The organism is Nonomuraea muscovyensis, assembly GCF_014207745.1.
GTDB classification, from domain to species: domain Bacteria; phylum Actinomycetota; class Actinomycetes; order Streptosporangiales; family Streptosporangiaceae; genus Nonomuraea; species Nonomuraea muscovyensis.
In genome coordinates, this window is the sequence record NZ_JACHJB010000002.1 from 2,921,737 (window position 1) to 2,941,396 (window position 19,660).

Below are 19,660 nucleotides of genomic sequence, written 5' to 3' on the forward strand. Positions count from 1 at the left end.
CCGGGAGGCCAGGATATGAAAGAATCCGGCCATGGCTCATCGTGTGGCGGTCCTCGTGCTCGACCAGTTCGCCCCGCTCGACCTGGGGGTGCCGGGGCAGGTGTTCTGGGCGGCGGAGTCACCGTCGGGCGAGAAGCTGTACGAGGTGGTGACGTGTTCCCCCGGCAGGGAGCCGGTGCGCTGCTCGGCCGGATACTCGGTGCTGCCGGACCACGACCTCGACGTGCTCGACACCGCCGACACGGTGCTGGTGCCGGGCCTCCACGGCGGTCCGGCGGTGGTGGACGGCACGCTGCCCGAGCCGGTCCGCGAGGCGCTGCAGGGGCGCTCCAGGGTCATGTCGATCTGCACGGGCGCGTTCGTGCTGGCGGCGGCGGGGCTGCTGGACGACCGGCCGGCGACCACACACTGGCGTGACGCGGCGCGCTTCGCCGCGCTGTTCCCCCGGGTGCGGCTGGACCCGTCGGTGCTGTTCATCGACGACGGCGACGTGCTCACCTCGGCCGGGGTGGCCGCCGGGCTGGACCTGTGCCTGCACGTGGTCAGGCGCGACCACGGCAGCGAGGTGGCCAACCGCACGGCCCGGCGCTGTGTCATGCCGCCCTGGCGCGACGGCGGGCAGGCCCAGTACATCGAGCGCCCGCTCCCCGACCCGGCGGGGGCGAGCACGGCGGAGACGCGCGCCTGGATGCTGTCCCGCCTGGACGCCCCGCTGGACCTGGGGGCGCTGGCCGAGCACGCCCGGATGAGCGTGCGCACGTTCACCCGGCGCTTCCGCGAGGAGACGGGCATGAGCCCCGCCCGCTGGCTGACCCGGCAGCGGGTCGAGCACGCCCGGCATCTGCTGGAAACGACCGATCTGGGGGTGGAGGAGGTGGCACGCCGGGCCGGCTTCGGTACGGCGGTCTCCCTGCGCCAGCATCTGCACGCGGCCGTCGGCGTCGCCCCGCTCGCCTACCGCCACACCTTCCGCCGCACCTCGCGCACCGGCTGATCCGCGCACGACGGCTTCTCCGCGGTGGCGGTCGCCGGCCATGACCGGCCTCTCGCGCGTCCGGCCGGTGCCCGCCCGTCCGGGCGGGCACCGGCCGGATCCGCTACATGTCGCGGTTGTCGGTGATCCGGACGCTGTCCGGTCCACCGGGAGTGGCCACGGCGGCGGTCGCGGTGGCCGCCGCGAGACCCGCGGCCATGACCCCCGCCGCCACCAGCGCCAAGACGATACGTCGCATGGAATTCTCCTCATCCTTGTCGGGACAGATCCCCCTTCCAGCGTGGCATGGGCGATGCCGGACAGATCACCCGAAACCCTGCCGCTTTCCGCCGCGATCCTGCCAATCCGGCGGCCGGCCGGGGCAGGGCGGGGGCAGGACGGGGGGCAGGGCGGGCCCGCTCTCCATGCCGACCAAGATCCCCGCCTAAAGTAGGCCCCCATGGGGGGATGGGAGCCGGAAAGTCCATTCGAGGAGCGGTTGCGCGACGTCCTCGCCGCGGGCGAGGTGGCCCGCGGCCTGGCCCTGCTGCGCGGCGCCGACTTCGCGCTGCCGATCACCGAGGCCGCGGCGGCCGGGCGGGAGCGGCCGGTCTGGGCGACCATGGACGGCGGCGGGCGCACCTGGGTGGCCGCCTTCACCTCCGTGGAGGCGATGCGGGCGATCACCGGCTTCGCGACCTACCGGGTCAGCTCGCTCACAGAGCTCGCCGCCGAGTGGCCGGACCCGCGCTGGGGGCTGGCGGTCAACCCCGGCCTGCCGATCGGCCTCCCTCTGGAGTCGGGGACGGTAGCCCGGCTGGCCGTCCCGACCATGGCCCAGGAGCTCGCCCTCGTCCCGGGGTCGGAGATGCCGGTCGTGCAGAAGCTGCTGCGGCCCGGTGATCTGCACGCCCTGTTCGGCGACGGGGAGACCCGGGTGTCGGGCTACTGCCACCACGCCATGGACGTCGCGCACATCGCCACGCCCACCGTGCTGGCCGCCGCCCTCGGGCAGCCGGAGATGGTGACGCCCGACGGGTCGGTCAACATCCTGCGCTGGCGGGCCGCCGGGCCCGCGCTCTACCGCACGCCGTACGGGGGGCTGGACGAGGAGGGCATGGCCGCGGTGGCCGGGTGGGTGGTCGAGGAGCCGCCCTTCGTCGGCCTCGGCCTCGTGCCCAGCCCCGGCCGGGTGATCCGCGAGTACAAGGTCGACGGCGTGCTCCTCACCCACGGCGCCCTGGTCATGGAGCTGACGGTGGAGGGCGTCGAGCGGCGCCGCGCCGTCTACGACGGCGACACGGGACGGTGGTTCCTGATCCAGCACGCCCGGCGCGAGGAGAGCGCGTGATCTGGTCCGGCTATCGGGCCCGCTGGCAGGGAGCGGACTACGAGGCCACGCCGGAGTCCCGCGACGACGGCCTGTGGCTGCGGCTGCGCGGCCCGCTGCCCGCCGAGGGGTTCGAGGAGGTGGCACCGGGCTGTTTCGTCCGGGCGGTCCCGGCCGCCGAGTGCGAGGCCGCGGTGTTCGTCACGACGGTCTGCGAGTGGCGGGGCGAACCGTTCCAGGTGTACGGCGAGCGCGACGGCGACCTGCTGCTGGAGTACGTCGGCGGGCGGGTCACCGTGGCCCGGCGGCTCGGCCTCGAACGGGTGGAGCGCGGCGTCCACCGCGGCCGCGCGCCCCGGCACGAGGTGACCGCCCTGCGCCAGCACTCCGTGATCCTGTGACATAGACGTTTTCCGTTTACCTCTTGTGCACTTTGTTAACTTTTTGGAAAATCAGTCTCAGAAGTGGAATTTGTGTCTGTTGGTGTCGGGGTGAAGCGTTGGAGTTCGGGTCACCGGAAGCCGCGGGGATGCAGGCGTACGCGGAGGAGCTGCGCTCCATGTTCATGCGCATGCAGGACGAGGCCCTCGATCTGCACAAGAAGGCCCGTGCCGTCCAGGTGACGGAGACGTCGCGCGACGGGCTCGTGTCGGCCACCGTGGGCCCGCGCGGCGACCTCGTCCGGCTCGACATCGACCCGCGGGTCTACCGCCGCCCCGACTCCAGGCACCTCGCCGACACCATCACGGAGACCGTCGGCCGCGCCGCCGCCAAGGCTCGGGAACGCGTCGTGGAGATCTTCGAGCCCGTGATCCCGCCCGAGCAGATGGCGGCTCACATCGACGGTGACATCGAGACCGTGATGCGACAGCTCGCGGAGCGTATGACCGGGGAGAGGTGAGCAGGATGCGCGATGGAGTGCGATTCAGCGAACGGCTCTGCGCCACGGGGATCTCCATGTGGGGAGAGATGGTCTCCGACCTCAAGAAGGAGTGGGACGAGGCCGTCACGGAGATCGAGGGACAGGTCGCCGCGGCCCCGTGGGGCGGCGGCGCCGAGGGCATCAGGTTCCAGCAGGCCCTCCTCAAGAGCGGTGGGCCGATGAAGATGGTCCAGACGGCACGCCGCGTCCTCGGCCAGATCGAGGCGGCCGGCCCCACCATGCGCGACACCATCTCCATCTCGGTCGCCGCCGACGATTTCGAGGCCGAACGCATCAAGCAGTTGCTCATGGGGGCTTGAGCGGCACCCTCGACACGGCCCGGGACGACGGGCGACGGCAGGTGACGGGATCGGGGCGGGGGTGACATGGCGGGTTACGGGCATGGGAACGGTGACGTCAACAGCGACGTCCCCGGCGGTGAGACGTTCCGCGGGAGCGGCGGCACGTCGGCCACCGACATCCAGCCGGTATGGGAGACGGAAGCCCTGCCGGACTGGGTGAACCATGTCCTGATCCCCCTGCTTGCCTCCGGCCAGGCCTGGCCGCAGGCAAGCGAGAGCGGGCTTTGGGCGCTCAGCAGACCGCACGAGCGGACGGCGGCCGCCGTGCTCAACGCCCTGGACCCGACGGAGAAGGCCGTCAACAGCTTCGTCCACGGCTGGGACGCCCCCGGCACCCCCGACCACATCAAGCGGGTCGCCGAGCTGTTCGGCATGGAAGCCGGGGCCGGGGGCGTGGCAGCCTCGGCCGACGGCTACGCCAGGCAGTTCGACGCCTTCGCCCGCGAGACCCAGTACTCCAAGATCTCGATCAACGTGGCCTTCTGGGTGGCCGTCATCGCGGCGTTCATCGCGCTGGTCGCCGCGTTCTTCTCCGCGGGCACCACCGCCTGGCTGGTCGGCCCGTACGCGGCCGCCGCGCGCCGGGCCGTCGGCCGGATCCTCGAGGTGCTCGCCATCAACGCCGGCCGCGGTTTCGTCTCCGCCGCGGTCGCCCGGACGACCGTGCTGAGCGCCGTCGTCTCGGGCGTCTCCCGGCTGCTGGCCTCACCGCTGGGCCGCGAACTCGTGGAGGAGATCGGCGAAGAGGGCTTCATCGACGCCTACACGCAGTGGAAGCAGTGGCGGATGGGCACCCGCGACGAGTGGGACTGGAAGAGGACCGCGGTGTCGGTGGTCGGCGCCGGAGGCGGCGCCGCGCTCGGCATGAGGTTCGCCGACCGGATCTCCAGGCTCACCCGCCAGATTCCCGGCATCGACCGGCTCAGCCGCATGGCCGGTGACGCGCCCGGCTGGGGGAACGCGTTCATGCGCTTCCCGGAGCGGGCGCTGAACACCGGCCTGAACAACATGATCGCCTCTCCGGGCGGCAGCATGCTGGGCGAGCTGGTGGTGAACCAGCGGCTCGTGCTGCCCGGGCCGGAGGCGTTCGTCGGCGGGTTCATGGGCGGTGTCGGGCGCACCGGGACGATCAGCCCGTTCAACCCGGACGTGGCCATGGCGCTGGCCGACCCGAGCGCGGCGCTGGCCCGGGCGACCGACCTCGCGGCGCGCAGCGACCTGGACCGGGCGGTCAACCAGGCCATGTCCACCAGGTCAGAGCCGCCGACCGGCCCCGGTCCGTCCGGTCCGCCCGGCTCGCCCTCGCCCGACTCGCCCACCCCGGGCTCGCCCACCGGTCCCGCGCCGGCGGGCCAGCCGGGCACGCCCGCACCGGGCTCACCCGCCACGCCGCAGCGGACGGGCTCGCAGGTCACGCCGCCCGGCGTCCCGTCCACTGCCTCGTCCGCCACCCAGCAGAACGCGCTTTCCGCGCCGAACGGGCCCGCGTCGCCGCAGTCGCCGGCCGCCGGGCGCCAGGGCGGTCAGCAGCCCGCCCCCGAAGGCCCGCAGCCGGACCAGGGCGACGACCCGTCCACCCCGGCGAACCAGCGCTCGCCCCAGGCGCCCACCACCCAGCCCACCGCACCTGGACAGCCCGCGCAGGGCCAGCCCGACGCGCAGGGCCAGCCGCCCGCGCAGGGCCAGGGGCCCACCACCGGGCAGGCACCACCCCAGTCCCCCCCGGCGGTCCAGGCTCCCGACACCGGGCAGGCCCCGGACAGCGGCCAGGCGGCTGCGAACGGCCAGCCCGCGAACCAGGGGACGCCCGACAACGGCGCCGCCCAGCCGGCCGGTCAGCAGGCGGCCCAGCAGACGGCACAGCAGACGGCCCAGCAGACGGCGCCGCCACCCGGCCAGGCGCCCACCCAGACACCCGGCCAGACGGCGAACCCCGCCACCGCCGCCGCGAGCGCCAACGCGTCCGCCGAGAACCTCGCCACCCTGATCGCGCAGCGGACGGTCGCCGAGGTCCAGCGCACGGCGTTCGCGCACGGGCTCATGCTGGACGGCGGCGGCCTGCTCATCACCGACCCGAGCGGCCGCGTGGTCACCCTGACGCCGGACGCCCTGCAGCGGGTGCAGGACCTGGTCATGATCCGGACGGCGAAGGGCACGAGCCCCGAACGGCTGCGCGCCGCGGCGGCGGCCGCGCTGGGCACCGAGATCGCCGTCGCGGCCGGCCGCGCCCCGGCCGAGGGCGCCATGGAGGGCCTCGACCAGCTCGCGCACGTCGACCCCAAGGCCGCCCCGGACGCGGCCGCGGAGGGCCTGGACGTGGACACCTCCGGCTCCGACAGAGCGGACCGGATCGCGGCGAACCTGGCGGCCCGGGCCCCCGCCCCCGACGCGGGGCTGCGGCCGGGCTTCTACGACACGGCCGCCCAGCAGATCGCCGACCGGCTGGCGGCGTTCTCCTCCCCGACGGGTCCGAACACCACGGGCTCGACCACCACGGGCCCGAGCACCGCGACGACGAGCCGGCCGGGCACCGTCACCGCCGAGCAGATCTCGCAGTCCCTGTTCCAGCACCGTCGGCCCGCGCACCACCCGAACGCCACGGTGGCGGAGGTGCACGCCGCGGTCCTGGCCGAGCTGACCCTGACGCACTTCGGCGGCCACGTCCTCAGCCTGACCTGGCCGGAGTCGTCCGATCTCCTCGTGGTCAAGACGAGGTCCGGGCGCACGCTCCACTACCGGGTCACGGTCGGCCCCGTCGGGGACGACATGGCCCGATCGACCGGGGGCACCGGCACCGACCCGATCACCATGGTCATCGCGTCGCGCAGCCCCAACGAGTCGCTGGCCCGCGCCGTCCTGCACGAGATCTCCCACCACATCCAGGACGACACGGCCGAGGCCGCCGGCCGGCCGCAGGGCATGTTGCGGCGCTGGCTTTCACGGACCCCCGCGGGCCCGAGTACCGACTCCTGCGTGCTGCCGCGGCTCAACGAGTTCCGCCTGCTGTCGGACAAGTGGCGGGCGGCGGCCACGATGGACGAGCGGACCGTCTGGGCGCACGAGATCAACCGGGTGCTGGACGACCTGCGCGAGCGGGGTCAGACGCCGCCGCTGCCCCCGTGGTCGAGCGGACAGCACCACACGCCCGCGGCACCGCCGGCGCCGGACACGCCGCTGTCCGACCTCACCTCCTACGTCCGCCACACGATCGACTCGCTGACCAGGACCGTCGAGGGCCTGACCGAGCGCGAGAACTCCAAGCGCGAGTCCGCGGCCACGGCGATGGAAGAGGCGGTGGTCAACCTCGCGGAGCACTACACCGCGCTGGAGCAGCGTGACCGCGGCGCGCCGGAACGGGCCAGGAAGGCCTTCGCGGATGCCGAGAAGGCCCAGACCAAGGCCAACCGGCACGGGCGCATCGCGGACAACTACCAGCAGGCGCGCGAGTACGCCGAGCACGCGCGGGAGGCCTACGAGGACCTGCTGACCGCGCTGGAGCAGGGCACGCCGCCGTCCTCCGACAGGCTGGCCGCGCTGGCGGACCAGGCCCAGAACTGGCTGACGGACTTCCAGGAGGCGCTGCGGCAGACGGCGCCCCCTTCGGAGGCCGCTCCCAGCTTCGTCCCCGCGGACCGGCTGCCGCACCTCAACCGGCTCACCCGTACGGTCAACGAGCTGATGTGGCGGAACGGCATCGACCACACCTTCACCCCGGACGCGCTGGAGCGCGTCCTGTTCGAGGAGTTCAGCCGGATCATCTCCGGCGACGGCGCGCTGGTCCGGGTGGGCCGCGGCACGCCTGGCGAGCTGCTCATCCACATCACGCCCTCCGACCTGGTGGAGGTGCTGGGCGCGACCAAGGTGGCCTCCGAGATCATGAACGGCATCCTGCCGCAGGGCGGCCGGAGCATCGGAGCCTCCGCCAACCACAGCCAGGGCTACAACGTCGGCCACAAGCTGCACACCTTCGTCCAGATGCTGCCCGAAGGCCCCGCCAAGGACTTCCTCAAGCACGTCGAGCTGAGCGTGTCGGGCAACGCCGGCCTGAGCAGGTCGCTCACCGGCGGCGCCGGCAACCCCGCCCTGCCCGGCGGCGTGGCGGACGACCGAGGCGAGTCCATCGCCTACGACGCGGCCGCCGCCTGGACGGTCCGGGTGCGCACGGCCAAGCAGCCGAACTGGTCGGACCCGGTCACCGTGGACCACGGCGACCAGAACGACCCCACGAACCTGCGGGTCTACGTCTCCCACGCCTACACCGAGCCCCCGCCACCGGGCGAGGCGCGGCTGCCCGAGAAGGAGGCCGGCAAGACGCCCTTCCCCGAATACGTCGCGCTGGGCCTGACCGGGCTCGTCAAGCTGGCCGAGGACACGGCGCGCGCGCTGGGCGACAAGCACTTCCCCCTCGGCAGCGTCGCCCGCCGGCAGCTCTACACCGCCATGATCGACGACCTGTACGGCCGCATGGACGAGGCCGTCAACGACCCGAGCGGCATCCGGCGGATCATCCACGTCGACGGCAAGCCGTTCGTCCAGCTCCAGATCAAGGCCGTACCCCGGCTGAAGACCGCCCAGCGGGTCGGTGCGGCCAGCACGGAGCACTGGCAGGAGCGGCTGCGCGTCGAAGTGGTCAAGGCCACGGGCAACCAGACGGCGGGCCGGTCCAATGGCGTGTCCGCCACGCTCGGCATCGCCGGCCTGCCGACGGTCGACGCCTACCCGGGCGACGGGGAGTACGCGGTCGGGTTCGGCCCCAGCGGGCGGGGGTCCACGGGCGCCTCCGTCTCGGACGGGCTGAGCGTGGAGGGCGTCACCTACCATCCGAGCGTGCAGCGCTTCACCGGCCATTCCCAGGGCGTGGAGGTGGAGTTCGACTACGTGGTCACCGGGCGGCTGATCGACGACGACACGGAGATCGGCCCGATCAGGGGCGAGGGCAAGGGCCTGTTCAGGTTCGCCGAGAAGGACGCCCACGAGTACGGCCTGCCCGTGGACGCCGAGGCGTTCACCGTCGAGAACGGCGAACGGGTCTACCGCGACGACGGCACCCCGGATCCGCCGCCGGGCCGCAAGGCGGAGCTGCCGCCCATCTACGGCACGGAGCCCGGCAAGGTGCGCGGCGCCGGACCGGGCCGCGTGGGAGCCATCGACGAAGCCGAGCAGCTGAGAGAGGACGTCAAGAAGAAGCTCCGCGAGAAGGGCATCCTGGCGCCCATCGTCAACGGTGAGCGGGTCTACAGCACCGACCGGCTCGAACGGCTCAGCCAGATGCTCAACGAGCAGGAGATCGACCAGCAGATCGACAAGAAGCGGCTGCAGTCGGGCTACAACCAGGCCGCCGCTGACGGCATCCCGATCAAACTGGTCGTCCGGCGCAGCGGTCACCAGCCGAAGGTCATCACCCTGCGCGTCACCCTCGAACAGCACTTCACCGACGAGCACGGCAGGACGCCGCCCAAGCTGGTGAGGGTCCTCGAGTCCGAGGCGGTGGCCAACCTGCCCATCGGCAGCGACACCAACGTCTGGTCGCACAGCCGCACGGAGAACGCGGGCTGGGGCGCCGGCGTCGGCGTCAAGCACGTCGTGCCCGAGAAGACCGAAGGCATCAGCCCCAACCTCAGCGCGGGCGGCGGCAGGGACTACTCCCGCACGACCTCGCACACGAACGGCCTCACGATCAACAACGTGCGGCTCTACGAGAACGGCTCGCCGCTGGCGGAGTTCGCCGTCCGGCACACCGCCCGGGTCGAGATGCTGCACGCGGACGGGGAGCCGGAGCTGCTGGCCGAGCGCGAGGGCACCGCCCACGTGCTGATCTCCAGTGACCTGCTTCCCGTGGACGGTCCGTCGCCGTACGGCGAGACGTTCGAGACTCCCCAAGAGGTGCGGCAGTACCTGACCGCCCAGCAGGTCGACCCGGGCAACCTCCTGGAGACGCTGCAGGGGATGCTCGACATGACGGACCCGGACTCGCCCGCCTACCACCACCTCACCGAGCTCGTCAACGGCTACTCCCTCACCGCCCACCCGGAGATGTTCACGGGCGCGTACGGCAGCAGCCTCCTCGTCCGGCCCCAGGGCGTGACCCCGTCGACGGGATCCGCCGAGGTGCGTGCGACGATCGGCGACTCGACACTCGTCGGCGTCGTCAAGGACGTGAACGGCAAGATCAACCTCACCCTGGCCAGCATGGGCGTCACCTCGGCCAGGTCGCACGGCGGGAAGGTCGAGGGTTCGGCCGGTGTGGGCCACCAGCACGCCGACGGCTCGGGCGAGGGCGGCAAGGTGGGCGGCGCCCACTCCGGCGGGCACGCCCGCGCCCAGACCGACCTGTCCATCTGGGGCCGCGAACGGCTCGCCATCGAGACGGGCAACCAGTACGTCTTCGTGGCCAAGGTGGCGTTCGACGTGTCCGGCGGCCCGACCGGCGCGGAGCCGGTGGGCCGGACGGCCGACGGCGCCATGGTCTACACGGTGCCCGAGCGTCACGTCCTGCGCATGTACGCCGAGGGCACCATGAACCTGCCGCTGGCCCAGATGGCCGACGTGGTGGAGCGGTTCCTCGACGGCAACCTCAAGATGGACCGCGCGGTCGCCGTGCCGCTCGTCAAGCGTTACCTGGCCGCGTTGCGGCAGTCCCCCACTCCGGTCCCGCTGGCCGACAGGCACACGCCACAGGCACTGATCAACGCGCTGAAGCCGCTCGTGGACGCCGGTTCGATCCTCACGCGGGTGGACGACTTCCTCATGCGGGCCGAAAAGCTGGTCGAGGCCGTCCAGGAGGCACAGATCCCGTCGTGGCTGCGGGATCGGATCGGCTACACCCTCATCGAGACCGCGCGACTGCAGCGGGACGGCGAGGACGTGCACCTCCTGGACGCGGTCCGCGACGCCGTCGGGTCCGTCTCCGCGCAGGCGCTGTCCGACCCGGTGATCCCCGACAGCCTGCGCAAGATCTTCGGGGACGACCGCTGGACGGGCCCGATCGACACGATCTTCAGCGAGGAGGGGCTCCAGCTTCGCTACTACACGCCGTTCGACGCGTTCGGCCGGCGCGAGGAGATCGTGGTCAACGTCCGGGGCGACTTCACCGACGACCCGGCGGTGCTCCTGGAACACGTCCACGACATCGGCGGCATCTGGCAGGACTACACCTACCTGGAACAGATCCTGGCGGAGACCCGGTCCACCGGCAACGCGGTGAACGCCGGCGGCGACATGTCCGCCGGCGGGCACGGCAACAACGCCTCCGTCGGCACCGACCGCGGCCAGGGGGCCACCGGCTCGGCCGCCGAGCAGGAGACCCGCATCCAGCGCGTGGCCATGTTCGGCGACGGCATGGAGCGGGTCAGCCAGAAGTTCAAGATGACCGTCGAGGTGCAGCGCACCCCGCAGCAGGTGCGCGCGGCCGGCGTGGGGGTCAAGGCGGGCCCCACGGTGACCAGCGCCCCGATCGTGCTGGACGGCACCATGGTGCGGCTCATCCCCAGCGGGTTCGTCAGGACCGCCGGGGAGCAGGCCGCCGAACCGCCCAGGCGCTACGACCCGAGGCAGGTCACGCTGCCGCACAGCTTCGCCGCGAACTCCGTCCGCACCGACCTGTACAGGAAGGTCGCCCAGGCGCTCAGGAACGACAAGCTGCTCGGCGACGGCGTCGAGGGGCTGGAGACCGAGCTGCTGAACCTCCTGTCGGAGACGGCGACCACCACCCTGTTCGAGCGCATGAACGGCGAGCAGGGACACCAGATGACGTTGCCGGTGGACGGGCTGCGCAACCGTGCGGTGACGATGCGCATCGAGGCGTCGTCGACCGACATGCAGGTGCTGGCCCGCGGCCTGAAGAACGTCGAGATCGGCCAGGTCTGGCGTATCCAGCGGACCACCGGCTCGTCCAGCTCCGGCGGGATGGCCTTCCCGATCGGCGGCGGCACCGGAATCGACCACGGCGCCAGCGGCCTCAGCGGCGGCGCCTCGGTCGGCGAGCAGGCGTCGGTGAGCGTGTCGGACGGCGGCGGCATCCGCCGGGAGATGAGCCGGTTCGAGAAGGACGACGCCGTCATCGTCCGGCTTTCCACGCGCTACGGCCTCACCCTGGTCCGGGAGGCGCTCACCCCCGAGGGCCCGAAGAAGCAGGGCGACGCCGTCCACATCCCCGACGCCGCCACGGGCGAGGCGGTCGTCATCATGTCCGAGACCGACTACAAGGCGATGACCGCCATCCTGGAGTCCGGCGGCACGCTGGGCCCCGAGTGGCAGCTCTTCCGCGACAACACCCCGGCTCCCGCCGACGGCGCCGCCCGGCAGAGCGACCCGACCCGGCCCTGGACGTCGCTGCTGCAGGCCCGGATCGACGCCCACGTGAAGGGGGAGGACGTGCTCGTCCGCATCACGGAGCCGGACGGCACCGAGCGGGTCTTCCTCGCCTCTCCGAAGGGCGCCCTGGTCGGCGACGAGCACGACCGCGGGTTCGCCGCGGCGTTCGCCACCCTCGACCCCGAGCTTGTGCGGCTCGCCGACGACGCCCGCGTGAACCTGCGTCAGGTGTACGAGGGACCGCGCACGCAGGAGCGCTTCGCCCTCCGGGTCCTGTCCGAGCTGGTCGGCCTCGGCGTGGACGTGTCCTCGGTGCACGACCACGGCGCGATCTGGCCGACGCCGCAGCCGGACGGCGACACCGACCCCGTCGGCGGTGCCCGGGCCATGGGCTCGGAGGGGATGTCGGCGAGCGCGCCGTCGGTGAACGCCCCCGAGGTCGCCGGTTCGGCGTTCGTCGCCGACGGCCGGGCGCCCCACCTGCCGGACGTGACGCTCGCCGAGCTGAAGGAGGCGGTGGAGCGCGACCTGCGGGTCTCGGACTTCGGCGGCAAGGTGCTCGGCTGGACGTGGTCCGGCTCGACGCTGACCGTGCGGACGGAGTCGTGGGGGACGCTGCGCTTCGACGTCTCGATCGGCGAGATCACCCCCGGCAACGTCGGCGAGACGGACCTGCGGACCAGGGCCATGGCGGTGCCGCCGCGCACGGCCAACGACCAGCTCGCCCGCGCGGTGCTGCACGAGATCTCGCACGCGGGCCGCCGCATCGCCGCCGACGCGGCCAGGTCGGAGCAGGGCGTGCTGCGCCGCTGGATGTCCGCGCTGCGGCCGTCGGTGGGCCGCGACGAGTGCGTATCGGCCCGCTTCGACGAGTTCCGGCACCTGTCACGCCGGTGGGTGGCCGCCCAGGCGGCGTACGACCGGAATCCCACGCCGCAGACCCGCGACGACGTGCGCAAGTGGACGCACGAGCTGCGTGCCCTGGCCGACGCCCTGCTCCAGCAGGGCCAGGCGCACCCGTCCTTCCCGTGGTCGGCCGGGCGGCAGACGGAGCCCGGTTTCCACGCGGGTTCCATCGGCGCGCTGCCGACCACCGGCGTGGGCCTCGGCACGCTCGCCGACCTGGCCGGTGTCACCTCCGTCACCCCGGACGGCACTCCCCAGGCGAGCGTCACACCCGTGACCTCCGGCACGTTCACCGTCTCCGGTCCCGCCGGGAACCTCACCCTCGACGTGGCCGAGGCGGACCTTCCGCCTGGACAGGTGGCGGTTCGCGCGTCGGAGCCCGGCCGGCTGTCGGTGGCCGTCTCGCCCGCCGACGGGTCGGCCGTCCGCCTGCGCGTCGCCGAGCTCATCGCCGAGGCCGTCGCCAGGCAGGCGGGCCTGCCGCCGGGTGACGCGCTGGTCCCCGGCCCGCTGAACGCCGTCCCCGAGCTCCGGCGCGGCGACGCCGCCACGCTCGTCCGCATCCGGGCGCTGATCGCTGCCCGCGCCGAGGCGTCCCTGCTGGAGCGGGGCTTCGTGGAGGACCAGCTCCGGGCCGAGCTGAGCAACGCGGGCCTCACGCCGGGCACCGACGGGGCCACGGCCCGGCAGATCGGCGCGGCCCGCGCCGGCCTGCTGCCCGCGGCGCACCTGGACGCCATCAACGAGTTCGCCGGCCGCGCCCCGCACCACGCCGTCACCGCGGCCGTCGCCGCCCTGACCCGCGCCGCCGCCCTGCACGGCGCCACCACCACCGCGTACGGCTCGGGCCTGGTGGACGTCACCACCCGCCGGGGCACGCCCGTCCCGGTGCGGGTGGTCGTCAGCGACACCCCGATCGCCGGCCCCGTCGAGCTGTCCGAGCGGGACGGGGTGCACGTGCTGACCGTGAACCGCACCTACCCGGTGCCGTTCGTGGAGCGCGCCGTGGCCGTCACCGTGGCCGGCCTGGTCGCGACGGCGTCCGGCGTGCCGCGGACCGGCCCGGTCACCGCGGAGAGCGCGGCGTTCGTGGCGAAGGCCCAGCTCGTCGCCGAGTTGCACGAGCTGATCCACCAGGTCCGCACGGCCACGCCCCAGCAGCGCTCCGGCCGGTTCGACCAGCTCGTCGGGGTGGCGGAGGCTCACGGGCTGGGCAGGCGCTCGCCCGGCCGCGACGCCGCCCGCGCCGCGCTGCCCGCGCCGCTCGCCGCCCAGCTCACCGCGATGCTCGACCACAGCGTCAGGGGCGAGTCGCGGCGCGAGTTCTGGGAGCGCATGCGAAAGCTCGCCAACGGCACCGGCTGGTGGCTTCCGGAGGAGGAGATCCGCAGGCGCGCAGGCCTGCCGGCGGCCGACGAGCTCGACCGGCAGGGCCCGCGCGAGCCCGGCCCGGCGCCGAAGAAGCCGGCCGAGCCGCCTGCCGAGCCCGACACCCCTGCCGCCACCCCGTCCGCGCCGCCTGAGCGGTCCGCCGACCCGGACGGCCCTGCCACCCCGTCCACCGGCGTGCCTTCCACCCGGCCGGCGGAGCCCACCACCCGGCCTTCGGACCCGACCCGGCCCGCGGAGCCCACCGTTCCGCCCCGGCCGTCCGACCCCGCGACTCCGCCGCCCACCACACCGCCACCCACCACGCCACCACCGACGACACCGCCCCCCACGACGCCACCACCGACCACACCGCCGCCCACCACACCGCCACCCACCACGCCGCCACCCACCACACCTCCGCCGACCACGCCACCACCGACGACACCGCCGCCCACGACTCCGCCACCGGCCACCCCGCCACCGGCGCAGCCGACGGAACCCGGCGAGCCCGACGGTCCGGACGAGCCCCCGGCCCCCGCGTCGCCGGGGGAGAGCGAGCCACGCGTCCTGACATGATGGTCTTGAAAGCAAGGGAGGCATGATGCCGTTCGCGGTGGCCCGCACACGGGACGAGGCACACCTGTACCTCGATCTGCACCCGTGCGTCTGTGGTTCGGTCGAGACCACCTGGGAGACGACGCTGACCCAGTCCGGAGGCGAGCTGGTCTCGCGCTACTCGGGCGGCTGCGCCGACTGCGGCAGGCTGCGCGAGTTCCTCTTCGCTCTGCCGGAGCGGGAGACGCTGACCGGTGAGTTCCCGACGTTCGGCGGGAGCGAGCCGTCCCAGCTCCTCGACGCGGGCGAATGGCTCTGGGTGGCCGACCTGACGGCGGGCAACGTCCCCGCCGACGACCCGGCCGCCGCCCGGCAGGCGCTCACCATCGCCACGGCCGCCGTCGAGGAGGTCGTCAAGTTCGTGCCACCAGGTCAGGACGAGGTGCCCGACGAGGCGTTCTGGTCCGCTCAGGGCCGCGGCGTGCGCGCCGCCGAGCCGGGCAGGTTCGCGCTGGACCGGCTGCTCGTCGTCCGCGACACCTACCGCGACCTGGCCGCCCAGGCCACCGGCAGGGGCGACGGCCATGCGTGAAGCCCGTACCATCGCCGAGGCCTACCTGCACATCAGCCTGACCGTCGCGGAGGGCGAGCCGGGCGGCGCCCCCGACCACCGCCCGTGGACGACGATCACTGAGGGGCCCGGCTCCTGGACGCTGGTCTACGACCGTGGCGAGCACCACATCGAGCTGCGCGTCCCCCACACCACCGAGGCGGCGGCCCGGCATGAGGGCCTGTCCTTCGGGCCCGGCGTCTCGACCCTCGTCGACGCCGGCGCATGGGTGCTGACCGGCGCCGCCTACGCCCGCCAGGCCCTGGAGGACGACCTGCTGTCCGCCCCGGGCGCCGCCGACGGCTGGCGTCTGGCCCGAGACGCGGCTGCGGAGGCGCTCAAGTTCCTGCCGGAGGGCGCCGACGAGCTGCCGCCCACCGCCTTCTGGACACCCCTCGGCACCTCCGCCCGCGAGCGGGAGCCCGACCGGTTCACCCGCGAACGCCTGGAAAGCGACCTCGCCTTCTACGAGCAGAGCCTGCGGGGCGCCACCCAGTAGGGCGCTCGGGTGGGGCGGGGTCAGCCCAGCCGTGCACGTACCACGAGATCGTGCAGCCCGTCGTGCGCGGTCGCGACCGCCGGCAGCGCGGACGCCTCGCTCGCGGCCTCCAGCTCGGCCGTCATCCGCGCCACGTCGTCGCCGGCCGCGGGCACGGGCGGCGCCGCCCCGTGCTCCGCCTCCCGCTTGGCGGCCACCAGGTCCGGCAGGTACGCGGGGCCGTACGCGTACAGGCGGGTCAGGTCGGCCTCCAGCTCGCCGGCCCGCATCAGGTGCAGCCCGGTCGCCAGCACCCGGAAGGTGTAGAGCAGCGGCTTCAGCTCGCCCGTCCTGCCGAACAGCCGCCACTGCGTCCGCGCGAAGCCCAGGTAGTGCTTGGCGTGGTGGCGGGTCAGGCAGCCGGGCGCCAGCGCGACCAGCTCCTCGTGCACCGGCGAGGACGTCACGACCAGCGGCGACAGGAGCTGCTCCAGCACGTAGCCGTTGCGGCGCAGCAGCAGGCGGCAGAACTTCGCCAGGTCGTGCGTGACGAGGTCCACCTCGACTCCCTCGCGTGTCCAGGTGCGCTCCAGGGTCTCCGGCCCGGTGCGCAGCCCCACGACCAGCTCCGCCGGCAGCACGTGCACGCCCCGCAGGTCCACGTCGGAGTCGGCGGACGGGAAGCCGTAGAGGTGCGCTCCGCTGACCGTCGCGAACGCCACCGGATGCGGCTGCTCGCCGGGGACGCGGGGCAGCCAGGCGGGCAGCCAGGCGGGCAGGGTGGCCGTCATCGTTCCTCCAGGAGGCGGGCGGTCCGGGCGGCGAGCGGGCGGCCGCTGGACGGCGGTGCGCCCCAAACGACGAGATCCCGCCCTGACCAGGGCGGGATCTCGGAAAAGTGGAGCTATGGGGATTCGAACCCCAGACCTCCTCCATGCCATGGAGGCGCGCTACCAACTGCGCCATAGCCCCGTGCTGCGTGCACCAGTGTATCGGAATCCGCGGCCATGCACGCACACGCGCGCTCCGGCCGGCCCGTGGCTGACGGGGCCGGCCGGAGCGCGCCGGGTGCCGGAGCGGGGCGGGGTCAGCCCGTCACCGAGTGGGCCGTGTCGATGAGGCCGGCGAGTTCGGTGACCATCGGGTCCTCAGCGGTGCCGGCCAGCCGCCTGGCCTGCGTGCTCAGCGCCGGCAGGTCCATGCCGAACGCCTGCCGGTCGCTCAGGTGGACGGCGAAGGCGGCGGCGACCACGTCCACCTGGAAGCGCAGCGGCGCGTCCCACACCGACTCCCCCAGCTCTCCGGCGTCGATGGAGCGGCTCTCCTCTGACGGCGCCCTGGTGTCGGGGTGCTGCCAGCGGACGGTGGCCTGGGCGAGCTGGCCGGTGGCGCCGGGCCTGAGTTTCACGGAGTAGAGGGCGGTGACGGCGTGGCCGGGGCCGATCTCGCCGCCGTCGCGGTCGTCGTCGCGGAACTCCTCGGCCGTCAGGGCCCGGTTGTCGTATCCGACGAGCCGGTAGCCGTCCACGACCGACGGGTTGAACACCACCTGCGCCTTGGCGTCGCGGGCGCGCACGTCGAGGGTCGCGGGCAACTGCGAGACGAAGACCTTCTCGGCCTCCTCCCTGGTGCTGACGTACACGGCCGCGCCGTCGCCGTTGTCGGCGAGCTGCTCCATCAGCTCGTCGCCGTACTCCCGGCCCACGCCGACGGTGAGCAGCGTGACCTGCCGGCCGGCGTGCTCCTTGACCCGGTCGAGGATGGCCTGCCAGGCGGTCTCGCCCTGGTTGGCCAGGCCGTCGGACAGCAGGATGACGCGGTTGGTGGCGGCGGGCCGGAACGCCCTGGCGGCCTCCTGGTAGCCGGTCACCACTCCGGCCTCGAGGTTCGTGCCGCCGTCGACGGCGAGCCGGTCCACGGCGGCGTGCAGCTCGCTCCTGGCGGTGAGCGGCGTCATGGAGGCGACCAGCCGGGCCTGGTCGCTGAACGACACGATGGACACCTGGTCGCCGGGCGCGAGCTGGTCGAGCAGCGTGTGCAGGGCCTGCTGGACGAGGTCGAGCCGGCCCGTCTCGGCCATGGACCCGGACACGTCGACCACGAAGGTGAGGTTCGCGGGGCGGCGGGCCGCGGCGTCGGAACCGCGGGTCCGCAGCCCCACCCGCAGGATGGCCTCGTCGCCCGTCGGCAGCCGCGCCCCGTCGAGGTGCACGGTGAAACCGTCGCCCCGGGGTTCGGCGTAGTCCTGCTTGAAGGCGTTGACGAACTCCTCCGGCCGGATCCGTCCCGGCTCGGGCCGGTTCCCCTCCTTCAGGGCGCGGCGGGCGTAGTCGTACGAGGCGGTGTCCACGTCGAGGGCGATCGTGGAGATCTGGGCGCTGGTGGTGTCCTGGTCGTTCTGCAGGGGGGATCGGGCGGGCCGGCCCTGGTCACCCGGGGCCTGCTCGGCGGCGGCTTCGGGGGCCCGGTCTGCGGCGCCGCTCTGCGAGCCGCCCGGGCCGCCGCACGCCGCGATCGTGAGCAATCCGATAAGTCCGACACTTGCTACCAAAGGGCGGAATTTCACTGCGAACCACCTCCATGCCGTACGACGGCTCCCGCCGCCGGGTGGCCGGGCCGGTGACGCAAGCGAGCGCAAACCGCGATCAGCGTGTGATCGGCCGTGTCCGACCGGCGACCTCCGGCCCGCGCCGGTCGTCCTGGCGGCGGGTTCAGGGCCGTCCGTAAGGGACCGGGCGACACCCGCCGGTGTCCTCGCCGCACCCGTTCGTTACCACCGCCCGATCGGGCATACGGGACTAACCGGTGGCGAGGTCTCCGGTTACCATGCCGCCATGCCTCGTGCGCTCGCCACGCCCACCCGTCTCGCCACGCGCCTGCCCACCGTCGCCGTGCTGGCCTTCGACGGGATGGGGCCGTTCGAGCTGGGCTGCGTCGTGGAGATCTTCGGCCTGCCGCGGCCCGAGCTGGAGGTGCCCTGGTACGACCTGAAGGTGTGCGCCGAGACGCGGGAGCCGATGCGGGCGCTGGGCGGGTTCACCATGCAGGCCGCCCACGGGCTCGACGCGCTGGCCTCGGCCGACACGGTCATCGTGCCCGGCGTCCCCGACGTGCGCGGGCACGTGTCCGACGACCTGGTGGCGGCGCTGCGGCTGGCGCACGGGCGGGGCGCCCGGATGGTGTCGGTCTGCTCGGGCGCGTTCGCGCTGGGGGCGGCCGGCCTGCTGGACGGCCGCGAGGCCACCACCCACTGGAAGCACACCGACCTGCTCCAGCGGCGCTACCCCGAGGTGCGGGTCAACCCCTCGGTGCTGTACGTCGACAGTGGTGACGTGCTGACCAGCGCGGGCAGCGCCGCCGGGCTCGACCTGCTCCTCCACCTGGTGCGCCGCGACCACGGCCCGAAGGTGGCCAACGCGATCGCCCGCCGCCTGGTCATCGCACCGCACCGGGAGGGCGGGCAGGCGCAGTTCATCGAGGCCGCCGTCGGGCCGGTGGCCGACGACGACGCGGTGGCCAGGGCCATGGACTGGGCGCTGGACCACCTCGCCGAGCCGATCAGCGTGGCCGGCCTGGCGGGGGCGGCGCACATGTCCGAGCGGTCGTTCCTCCGGCACTTCAGGCGGCGGACCGGCACGAGCCCGCTGCGCTGGGTGATCGCGCAGCGGGTGGCGGCCAGCCTGCCGATGCTGGAGGGCACGACCGTGCCGGTGGAGGAGGTGGGGCTGGCGGTCGGGTTCGAGAGCCCGGTGACCTTCCGGCACCACTTCACCCGCGCCATGCGGATCTCCCCCTCGGCCTACCGCCGCACCTTCGGCGGCAGAGACACCGGCTGACCGG

Annotated in this window: 12 protein-coding genes and 1 tRNA gene; 9 read left to right on the forward strand and 4 right to left on the reverse strand. The window is 73.6% G+C overall.

Translation table 11 applies throughout. The features are described 5' to 3' along the window. Positions 1 to 31: 31 nt before the first annotated feature. Positions 32 to 994 carry a GlxA family transcriptional regulator gene (locus tag FHU36_RS30190; protein WP_185087149.1) on the forward strand — a complete coding sequence of 321 codons (963 nt, stop codon included), beginning with the start codon at positions 32 to 34 and terminating at the stop codon, positions 992 to 994. Positions 995 to 1,097: 103 nt separating this feature from the next. Here FHU36_RS30190 and FHU36_RS45925 read toward each other — a convergent pair whose 3' ends face one another. Then, entirely contained in the window at positions 1,098 to 1,232 is a 135-nt protein-coding gene (locus FHU36_RS45925; protein WP_281394353.1) for a hypothetical protein, read from the reverse strand. Positions 1,233 to 1,433: 201 nt separating this feature from the next. Here FHU36_RS45925 and FHU36_RS30195 point away from each other — a divergent pair, with 201 nt between their 5' ends. The 7 genes from FHU36_RS30195 to FHU36_RS30225 all read left to right on the forward strand — a co-directional run bounded on the left by FHU36_RS30195 (position 1,434) and on the right by FHU36_RS30225 (position 15,841). After that, positions 1,434 to 2,324 carry an SseB family protein gene (locus FHU36_RS30195; protein WP_185087150.1) on the forward strand — a complete coding sequence of 297 codons (891 nt, stop codon included), beginning with the start codon at positions 1,434 to 1,436 and terminating at the stop codon, positions 2,322 to 2,324. Further along, on the forward strand, positions 2,321 to 2,704 hold the full coding sequence (locus tag FHU36_RS30200; protein ID WP_185087151.1) for a UCP033725 family protein: 384 nt from the start codon (positions 2,321 to 2,323) through the stop codon (positions 2,702 to 2,704). Before FHU36_RS30195 ends, FHU36_RS30200 begins: the two co-directional genes overlap by 4 nt. A gap of 98 nt (positions 2,705 to 2,802) precedes the next feature. Then, positions 2,803 to 3,204 (forward strand): YbaB/EbfC family nucleoid-associated protein, encoded by a 402-nt coding sequence (locus FHU36_RS30205; RefSeq protein WP_246502606.1) that lies wholly within the window; start codon positions 2,803 to 2,805, stop codon positions 3,202 to 3,204. Between the two features lie 5 nt (positions 3,205 to 3,209). Continuing rightward, positions 3,210 to 3,545 carry a hypothetical protein gene (locus FHU36_RS30210; RefSeq protein WP_185087152.1) on the forward strand — a complete coding sequence of 112 codons (336 nt, stop codon included), beginning with the start codon at positions 3,210 to 3,212 and terminating at the stop codon, positions 3,543 to 3,545. A gap of 66 nt (positions 3,546 to 3,611) precedes the next feature. After that, positions 3,612 to 14,753 (forward strand): WXG100-like domain-containing protein, encoded by an 11,142-nt coding sequence (locus FHU36_RS30215; protein WP_185087772.1) that lies wholly within the window; start codon positions 3,612 to 3,614, stop codon positions 14,751 to 14,753. Between the two features lie 22 nt (positions 14,754 to 14,775). Beyond that, positions 14,776 to 15,324 carry a hypothetical protein gene (locus FHU36_RS30220; protein ID WP_246502607.1) on the forward strand — a complete coding sequence of 183 codons (549 nt, stop codon included), beginning with the start codon at positions 14,776 to 14,778 and terminating at the stop codon, positions 15,322 to 15,324. Continuing rightward, positions 15,317 to 15,841 carry a hypothetical protein gene (locus FHU36_RS30225; RefSeq protein ID WP_185087153.1) on the forward strand — a complete coding sequence of 175 codons (525 nt, stop codon included), beginning with the start codon at positions 15,317 to 15,319 and terminating at the stop codon, positions 15,839 to 15,841. The genes FHU36_RS30220 and FHU36_RS30225 overlap by 8 nt, the downstream gene beginning before the upstream one ends. A 20-nt stretch (positions 15,842 to 15,861) precedes the next feature. Here FHU36_RS30225 and FHU36_RS30230 read toward each other — a convergent pair whose 3' ends face one another. From FHU36_RS30230 to FHU36_RS30240, 3 genes are all read right to left on the reverse strand, one after another. Beyond that, positions 15,862 to 16,611, reverse strand: a complete 750-nt coding sequence (locus tag FHU36_RS30230; RefSeq protein ID WP_185087154.1) for a nucleotidyltransferase domain-containing protein — start codon at positions 16,609 to 16,611, stop codon at positions 15,862 to 15,864. A gap of 108 nt (positions 16,612 to 16,719) precedes the next feature. Beyond that, a tRNA-Ala gene (locus FHU36_RS30235) sits at positions 16,720 to 16,792 on the reverse strand. A gap of 115 nt (positions 16,793 to 16,907) precedes the next feature. Beyond that, positions 16,908 to 18,344, reverse strand: coding sequence for a vWA domain-containing protein (locus tag FHU36_RS30240; RefSeq protein ID WP_246502608.1), 1,437 nt, complete (start codon positions 18,342 to 18,344; stop codon positions 16,908 to 16,910). 352 nt (positions 18,345 to 18,696) lie between these two features. Between FHU36_RS30240 and FHU36_RS30245 the strand changes: the two genes are divergently transcribed. Beyond that, positions 18,697 to 19,656, forward strand: coding sequence for a helix-turn-helix domain-containing protein (locus FHU36_RS30245; RefSeq protein ID WP_446685850.1), 960 nt, complete (start codon positions 18,697 to 18,699; stop codon positions 19,654 to 19,656). Positions 19,657 to 19,660 lie beyond the last annotated feature (4 nt).

Excerpts from the sequence above, each read along its gene's own strand:
- FHU36_RS30225 (WP_185087153.1), top strand. The coding sequence starts at position 15,317 with ATGCGTGAAGCCCGTACCATCGCCGAGGCCTACCTGCACATCAGCCTG.
- FHU36_RS30230 (WP_185087154.1), bottom strand. The coding sequence starts at position 16,611 with ATGACGGCCACCCTGCCCGCCTGGCTGCCCGCCTGGCTGCCCCGCGTC.
- FHU36_RS30210 (WP_185087152.1), top strand. The coding sequence starts at position 3,210 with ATGCGCGATGGAGTGCGATTCAGCGAACGGCTCTGCGCCACGGGGATC.
- FHU36_RS30220 (WP_246502607.1), top strand. The coding sequence starts at position 14,776 with ATGATGCCGTTCGCGGTGGCCCGCACACGGGACGAGGCACACCTGTAC.
- FHU36_RS30215 (WP_185087772.1), top strand. The coding sequence starts at position 3,612 with ATGGCGGGTTACGGGCATGGGAACGGTGACGTCAACAGCGACGTCCCC.
- FHU36_RS45925 (WP_281394353.1), bottom strand. The coding sequence starts at position 1,232 with ATGCGACGTATCGTCTTGGCGCTGGTGGCGGCGGGGGTCATGGCCGCG.
- FHU36_RS30195 (WP_185087150.1), top strand. The coding sequence starts at position 1,434 with ATGGGGGGATGGGAGCCGGAAAGTCCATTCGAGGAGCGGTTGCGCGAC.
- FHU36_RS30190 (WP_185087149.1), top strand. The coding sequence starts at position 32 with ATGGCTCATCGTGTGGCGGTCCTCGTGCTCGACCAGTTCGCCCCGCTC.